General features: G+C 59.6%; 5 protein-coding genes. All 5 read right to left on the bottom strand.

The window, feature by feature from the left end:
- Nucleotides 1-92: 92 nt before the first annotated feature.
- The gene (gene sufU / locus ACVWYY_RS05025; protein WP_011434254.1) at nt 93-575 is read right to left on the bottom strand and encodes a Fe-S cluster assembly sulfur transfer protein SufU; all 483 of its coding nucleotides are present in this window, start codon (nt 573-575) and stop codon (nt 93-95) included.
- Between the two features lie 167 nt (nt 576-742).
- Nucleotides 743-1,921 (bottom strand): NAD(P)/FAD-dependent oxidoreductase, encoded by a 1,179-nt coding sequence (locus tag ACVWYY_RS05020; RefSeq protein ID WP_457403055.1) that lies wholly within the window; start codon nt 1,919-1,921, stop codon nt 743-745.
- Nucleotides 1,918-2,745: a sulfurtransferase gene (locus ACVWYY_RS05015; RefSeq protein WP_457403054.1), complete on the bottom strand. Its 828-nt coding sequence runs from the start codon at nt 2,743-2,745 to the stop codon at nt 1,918-1,920. Before ACVWYY_RS05015 ends, ACVWYY_RS05020 begins: the two co-directional genes overlap by 4 nt.
- A 38-nt stretch (nt 2,746-2,783) precedes the next feature.
- Nucleotides 2,784-4,865, bottom strand: coding sequence for a tetratricopeptide repeat protein (locus ACVWYY_RS05010; protein ID WP_457403053.1), 2,082 nt, complete (start codon nt 4,863-4,865; stop codon nt 2,784-2,786).
- Between the two features lie 183 nt (nt 4,866-5,048).
- Nucleotides 5,049-5,849: a precorrin-4 C(11)-methyltransferase gene (gene cobM, locus ACVWYY_RS05005; RefSeq protein ID WP_011434250.1), complete on the bottom strand. Its 801-nt coding sequence runs from the start codon at nt 5,847-5,849 to the stop codon at nt 5,049-5,051.
- Between the last annotated feature and the right edge of the window lie 151 nt (nt 5,850-6,000).

Raw genomic sequence — 6,000 nt, 5'->3', positions numbered from 1 at the left:
TATTCTTGACCTATGCGTGATGACAACGATATAGGCTACGGTTCGCGCTATCCTTCCCTGCCCTGAAGGACGGGGCTTGCCGCGCCTTTTGGTCAGTCGGTGTTTTCGTTGCTCACAAAGGCCGACCCATTGGCCTGGGGTTCGGGCGATTCCAGCGCGTATTTGAGCGCATGCCAGGCCAGGTTGGCGCATTTGATGCGCACTGGAAATTGGGCTACCCCTTTCATGGCGTTCAAAGCCCGTTGCTCCCGCGGGAACTCTTCGCCACCGCGCATCATGGCTTGGAAGCGCTCCACCAACTGCAGAGCTTCGGGGATGGTGCGCCCCCGCACCGCATCCGCCATGAGATCGGCAGAAGCCAGGGCAATGGCACAGCCTGCCCCCTCGAATTTGATATCGACAATCCGCTCCTGGCTGGGATCCAGTTGTAAGGTGAGGTCGATGGTGTCGCCACAGGAGGGGTTGTGGCCACGTTGGTGGCGGTGGACGGGATCCACTCTGCCGAAGTTGTGGGGCTTTTTGTACCGCTCCAGAATGACTTGCTGATAGAGTCCGCGCAGGTTATCTAGAGGCATTGTTGCTCCTGGTTGGTCGCTGCTCTGGCCGGTCGGCAAAAGTCGATCCGCTCATAGCCCATTGCCGCCGGGAATAGCCATAGTTCTCAGATATTCAGGATTTGGGAAGCGAGCCCGACCTGGCCCATCTGGTTTTGATCTTAACCCCGTTCTTGGTAGAGCTTGAGTCAGTAGAAAAACTCCTGCCAGCGCAGGGGCTTAAGTTTGCGCATGTACAGCCAATCAAAAAAGTTCTTCAGCACCGTGGCTGCATAGCCGCGCCAGACCAGCCTGCCTTTCTCGGCAACGGCAACGCGGTTCCCCACCGTTACACAAACAAAAACCGTGGCCTGCGGTCGGTAGGGGATCAGAGGTTGGCCGCGGATGAGCCGCAGCAGGTTTTGGGCTGCAATTGGCCCCTGGCGCACCGCGTACACGCCGATCTTGGGCAAGAGGCGGGATCCCCAAACAAAGTCAGCGCAGTCCCCCACCGCCAAGATGTGCTCTGAGCCTTGCACCCGCAGGTATTTGTCCACGAGCAGGGCTCCCGTCGGCCCTGTTGGCAAGCCGCAGGTGCTCAACCAGCTCGGCACCTGGAAGCCACCTGCCCACAGGCGGGTCTGAGCTATCAACTCGGTGCCATCCGAGAGCCACACGTGCTCCGGCCCAAAGGCTTTCACCTGACATCCGGCCCAGATTTCCACCCCCAGATGGCGGATTTCCCTTTCCACCGCCCGGCGGAAGGGTTCCGAGAAGCCCTCGACCAGATGGGCCTGGCGATGGATCAAGATCAGCCGGGCTTGAGCCAAGGGGATCCCTGTTTCTGCGCTCATTTCCCGGCAAAGATCGTAGAGTTCCCCCATCAGCTCTGTGCCGGTACAGCCTCCTCCCGCCACCACAAAGGTCAGCAGGCCCGGCGTCCGATCCCCCTGGGCTGCCCGTTGCCAGCACTGCCGGATCCAGGTTTGGGCGGCCACCAATTGTTCTGCCGGTCGAATGGTAAAGGCATGTTGGATCCCATCGATGGGGCGCAACTCCCGGCCCACATTCACCAACAGATAGTCGTAGGCCAGAGTTTGGATCCCGGCTTCACTCTCCAGGGTCAGGGTTCGAGCTTCGGGTTGGATGTGGGTGACTCGCCCCAGCAAAAACTGGGCGCCGTTGGCTTGAATATGCTCCAGCAAAGGGATCCGCACCAGCTCTAGAGAAAACCGACCGCTCAGCAGCCGTGTGGACATGCCCGAATTGACACTGTAGGGATAGGGGTTGATGGCGATCACCCGTGCCTGCCCTTTGAGCGCCCGCAAGGCGTCGATGGCTCCATAGCCACATCCGGCCAAGATCACAGTGGGCAGGGATCCCCTCATGGCTGGAGCGGGAACTCCTGGGGATCCCCGGCTGCCCATTCCAGGATGGAGCCGGAATAACTTTTGGCTTGCCGGCCCAAGTGGGTCAAAACCACCGTGACCCAAGCGGCGCGAACCCCGGCTGTGCAGTAGGCAACGATCTCGGCTTCCGGAGGGATCCCGGCTTTTTGCAGGCGGGCGTGAATTGCATCGGGCGGCAATAGGGATCCCGCCGCATCCATCAGCTCCTTGTAGTAGAGATGCACAGCGCCGGGGATGTGTCCACCGCGCGCCTCACCATAGGGGGTGGCTCCCTTGTATTCTTGGGCTTCGCGACTGTCGAGGATGGCCACACGGTCGGAGCCAAGGCTGGCCCGCAGAGTGTCCCGGTCGATCTCCCACCGGTCGGTTCGCCGCACTACAAAGTCGCCCCGTTGCGGTTCGTCGGCGCTTTGTCGGGTTGTGGTCGGCACTCCCTCCTTCACCAGGGCCGGATAGCCCCCGTCCACCATGACTGCCTGGGGATGACCCAAGCTGCGCAACATCCAAACCATTCGTCCATCTTCTCCCCAGCCCCGCAGCGGATCGGCCACCACCACCACCGGACGTCCCTGAAACACGCCAAGGCCCTGCAGCTTTTCGGTGAGAAGGGCATCATCTGCCAACAGCTTGCCGCTGTTGGCAGCCTCTGGTTGAGTAAACTCCATCCAGTTCACCGGAATTGAACCCTTCAGGATCCCGTCGGCTTGCAATTCCGCACTGCGTGCATCCAGAAGCGTTGCCCCTTGTTGGATGAGCTGGATGGCGGTTGCAGGGCTGACCACCCAACCTGGCGTTGGTGTCATGGGTTGAGAGAACCTTAACTAGAAGATCCTATCCCACCTTACGGGACGAGTAGGCCGGTATGGGCCTCTTCCATCTGTTTGGAGAGAAGCCGTTGCAGGCTCACTCTGGCTTCGGAGAAGTTGGGAGCGATTTCCAAAGCCGAGCGAAAGTGTTCAATGGCCTGCTCCAGCTTGCCTTGGCGGGCAAGGATGGATCCCAGACGATAGTGAGCTGCTCCATAGCTGCCATTGCTGCAAATGGCCCGTCGATAGCTGATCTCCGCTGAGGTCAAATCCCCCTTAATGCGCGACGCCTCTCCCATGCCAAAGTGAGCTTCGGGCAGATCTGGGTCTCCTTTCAAAGCCTGTTCAAACTGCTGTATAGCCTGCTGCAACTGTTGAGGCTGGATGAACTTGCGCCCAGAGGCATCCCGTTGTTTGGGCCCCAAGTAGGCTAGGCCAGTGGCGGCCATCGCTGCGTGCAGATCGGGGGCCAGCTCCAAAGCCCGCCGGTAGTTCTTGATGGCTTCGCTGTATTGCTCTTGGCCTGCCAACACCAGACCCAAACCGTAGTAGGCGCGAGCCTGCTGTCTTTTGAACTGGCCATTGAAGACCACCTGGCTGAACTCTTGGCTGGCTTGAGCCAGATGACCTGCATGCACCATTGCCAAACCCAGATCCACCCGCACACCGGCTGCCAACTCAGGAGCGAGATCCAGGTTGAGAGCAGTTCGGAAGGCTGCGATTGCCGCTTTTAACTGACCTTTGCGCATCAGCGCTTGTCCCATCACGGCGTGGCCCAGGCCCAGGCGACCATTCAGCCCCAAAGCAGCCCAGCAGGAGTCGATGGCCTCGTCCCATTGCCCCAGCTTGAGGCGAATTTGAGCAACGCAAAGATGGGCCTCGCTGAAGTGGGGATCCAACCCCAGGGCCTTTTGTTGCTGGGCCAAAGCTTGTGCCCAGTTGCCCTTCTCTGCCCAGGCTTGGCTGAGCAGGCTGAAGATCTCGGCTTGAGCGGATCCCTGGGTGAGGGGGAATGCTTCGGGTAAGTGGGCCAGAACTTCATCCGGCTGATGCTGGGCCAGCCACTGCCGTGCTAGAGCCTTCAGGGTTTCCACCAGGTGGGTGTTGATGCCGCTCCAGTTCGGGTTCAGGCGTTTGGCCTGTTGGTAGTGGCTCAATGCCTCCTGCAGTCGGTTGGTTTTCGCCAACAGATGGGCCAGCTCAACGTGGGCCTCGACATGATTCGGCTGTTGCCGCACGGCCTCCCGAAACCGCTCCACCGCCTCAGGAATTGGATTGGCCTGTAAAAAGGACAGCCCTTCTGTAAAGGGATCCTGGGATCCCTCCCGCTCAAAGGTGTTGATGGCACGCCGGCCTTGCCAACCCAGCCAGCCCCCCCCTGCAGCCAAGATCAACAGCGGGATCCCCAGCCCCAGCGATCTGGCTCGGGCAGGGACATCGGGCTGCCGGAAGGAATGCATCACCAACCCGGCCCCCACCAGGAGAGACAAAGCCAGGGCTCCCCCCAGGAAGGGCCGTAGGGTGGGTCTGTGTAACCATTGGCCAAGTGTCCGAACGTTGACCGGAACAGTGATAGGAAAACCGGAGCGAGCAGGTGTGGGCAGAGGGGTTGGGATCTCGGTCTGGGAAGGGGCGTGAGCAACCGAGGGCTGGCTTAAAGCCGGTTCTGGCCGGCGCTCTTTCTGAATTTTGGGAACCGGTGCCCCCAGAGTTTTAACTTTGCGAAAATCGGATTTGCCGTCGGGATCCACAACAGGTTTTTGGGCCTCCAGCACCTTGATCTCAGAAATCTTGGTGCCCGGTAATACAATCTGCGTGGCATCGGCACTGCTTTCCCCAGAGGACAAGTAGAAGACTTTTTTCCACTGCGGCTGTGTTTCCCCCTGAAGCCGACCGTACACCACCAGTTGGCTAACTCCCTGCACAGGCAAGCCCCCCAATTGGCTGGCAACTCGATGCAACACCATAGAGCGGCTAAACATCCCCTGCCGTGGGAGATCCACCATGAGGTAAAGGACATCTTGCTTCAGGGCCGAACGGGTTGGCAGGGGGGCCAGGGCCTTCTGCAGAGCCTTGATCAGGGTTTCCACGCTGCGAGCAGCAGATGAGCCAGCCATAAGGTTAGAGCTCACAAAGTTAAAGGGTGAAAAAGTAGTCTTGCAACAACTCCAATCCAAGAGGGATCCACTTCTCTCGGCAAAGCTGAGTACCTTGTGGCCAGAAGTCAAGGCCTCTGACTTCATCTCGCTGCCTCATTGTGCTCAATCTGCCGGAGTCCGTCAATATACTGAAAGAGCCTGTTACAAACGGGGCTGCCGGCCCATTCTGGGACGGAAGAGGTGGGTGTGGTCAGGGCTGTAGAGCCGCGAGCGGGCAGATCTGGAGCTTGACAAGCCTTTCAAGGCAGGGCTGACGAGATAGAGCACTGTGCGTTCTAAGCCGGCTTGCCGGGTGAGGGCGGCCATCTCGGCCAGGGATCCCAGCCAGATCTGTTCGTCCGGCCAACCCAAGCGATAACAAACGGCAACCGGGGTATCGGCGGGGTAGTGAGCCAGCAGATCTGCCTGCGCTTGTTCTACGTGGCGGGCGCTCAGATATAGACACAAAGAGGCGCGGTGGGCTGCCAGACTGGCCAGGGCTTCTGCTTCCGGTACCTGGGTGCGACCGCTGGCGCGGGTGAGGATAATCGTCTGTACCAACTTGGGTATGGTCAACTCCACCTGCAAACGGGCGGCTGCCAATTGAAAGGCGCTTACTCCCGGCACGATCTCAAAAGGGATCCCTGCCTCCGCCAGCCGGATCAGCAGCTCGTGCAGAGCGCCGTAAAGGCAGGGATCCCCATCCTGCAGCCGCACCACCCGCCGCCCCGCCTTGACCCGTTCCACAATTTGCGGCAGCAGCGTTTCCAGCGTGAAGGAGCGGGTGTCAATGGCCTCAACCCCAGGGCGACAATGGGCCAGCACTCCCTCTGGCACCAAAGAACCTGTGTAGAACACTACATCGGCTTCCGCCAGCAGTCTTTGCCCCCGCAGGGTAATCAGCTCCGGATCCCCGGGGCCAGCCCCGACAATGTAGACAGGCCACGACGTCGGTTCGCGCATTTGCTTGCTTCCTACCCCTTCAAGGGCCTCTTTGAAGATCCCTTTTCCAAAGTCTTTTCAAACTGGATTCCAAGGGAACTTATCTGGAGGCTCAAGCATGCAAGATCACGACAGGCACTCGCATCCCATCTTAAGGTACGTTCGGAAAGAC

The sequence above is a fragment of the Thermostichus sp. MS-CIW-34 genome, assembly GCF_054060435.1.
This window is presented reverse-complemented; position numbering and strand designations above follow the sequence as displayed.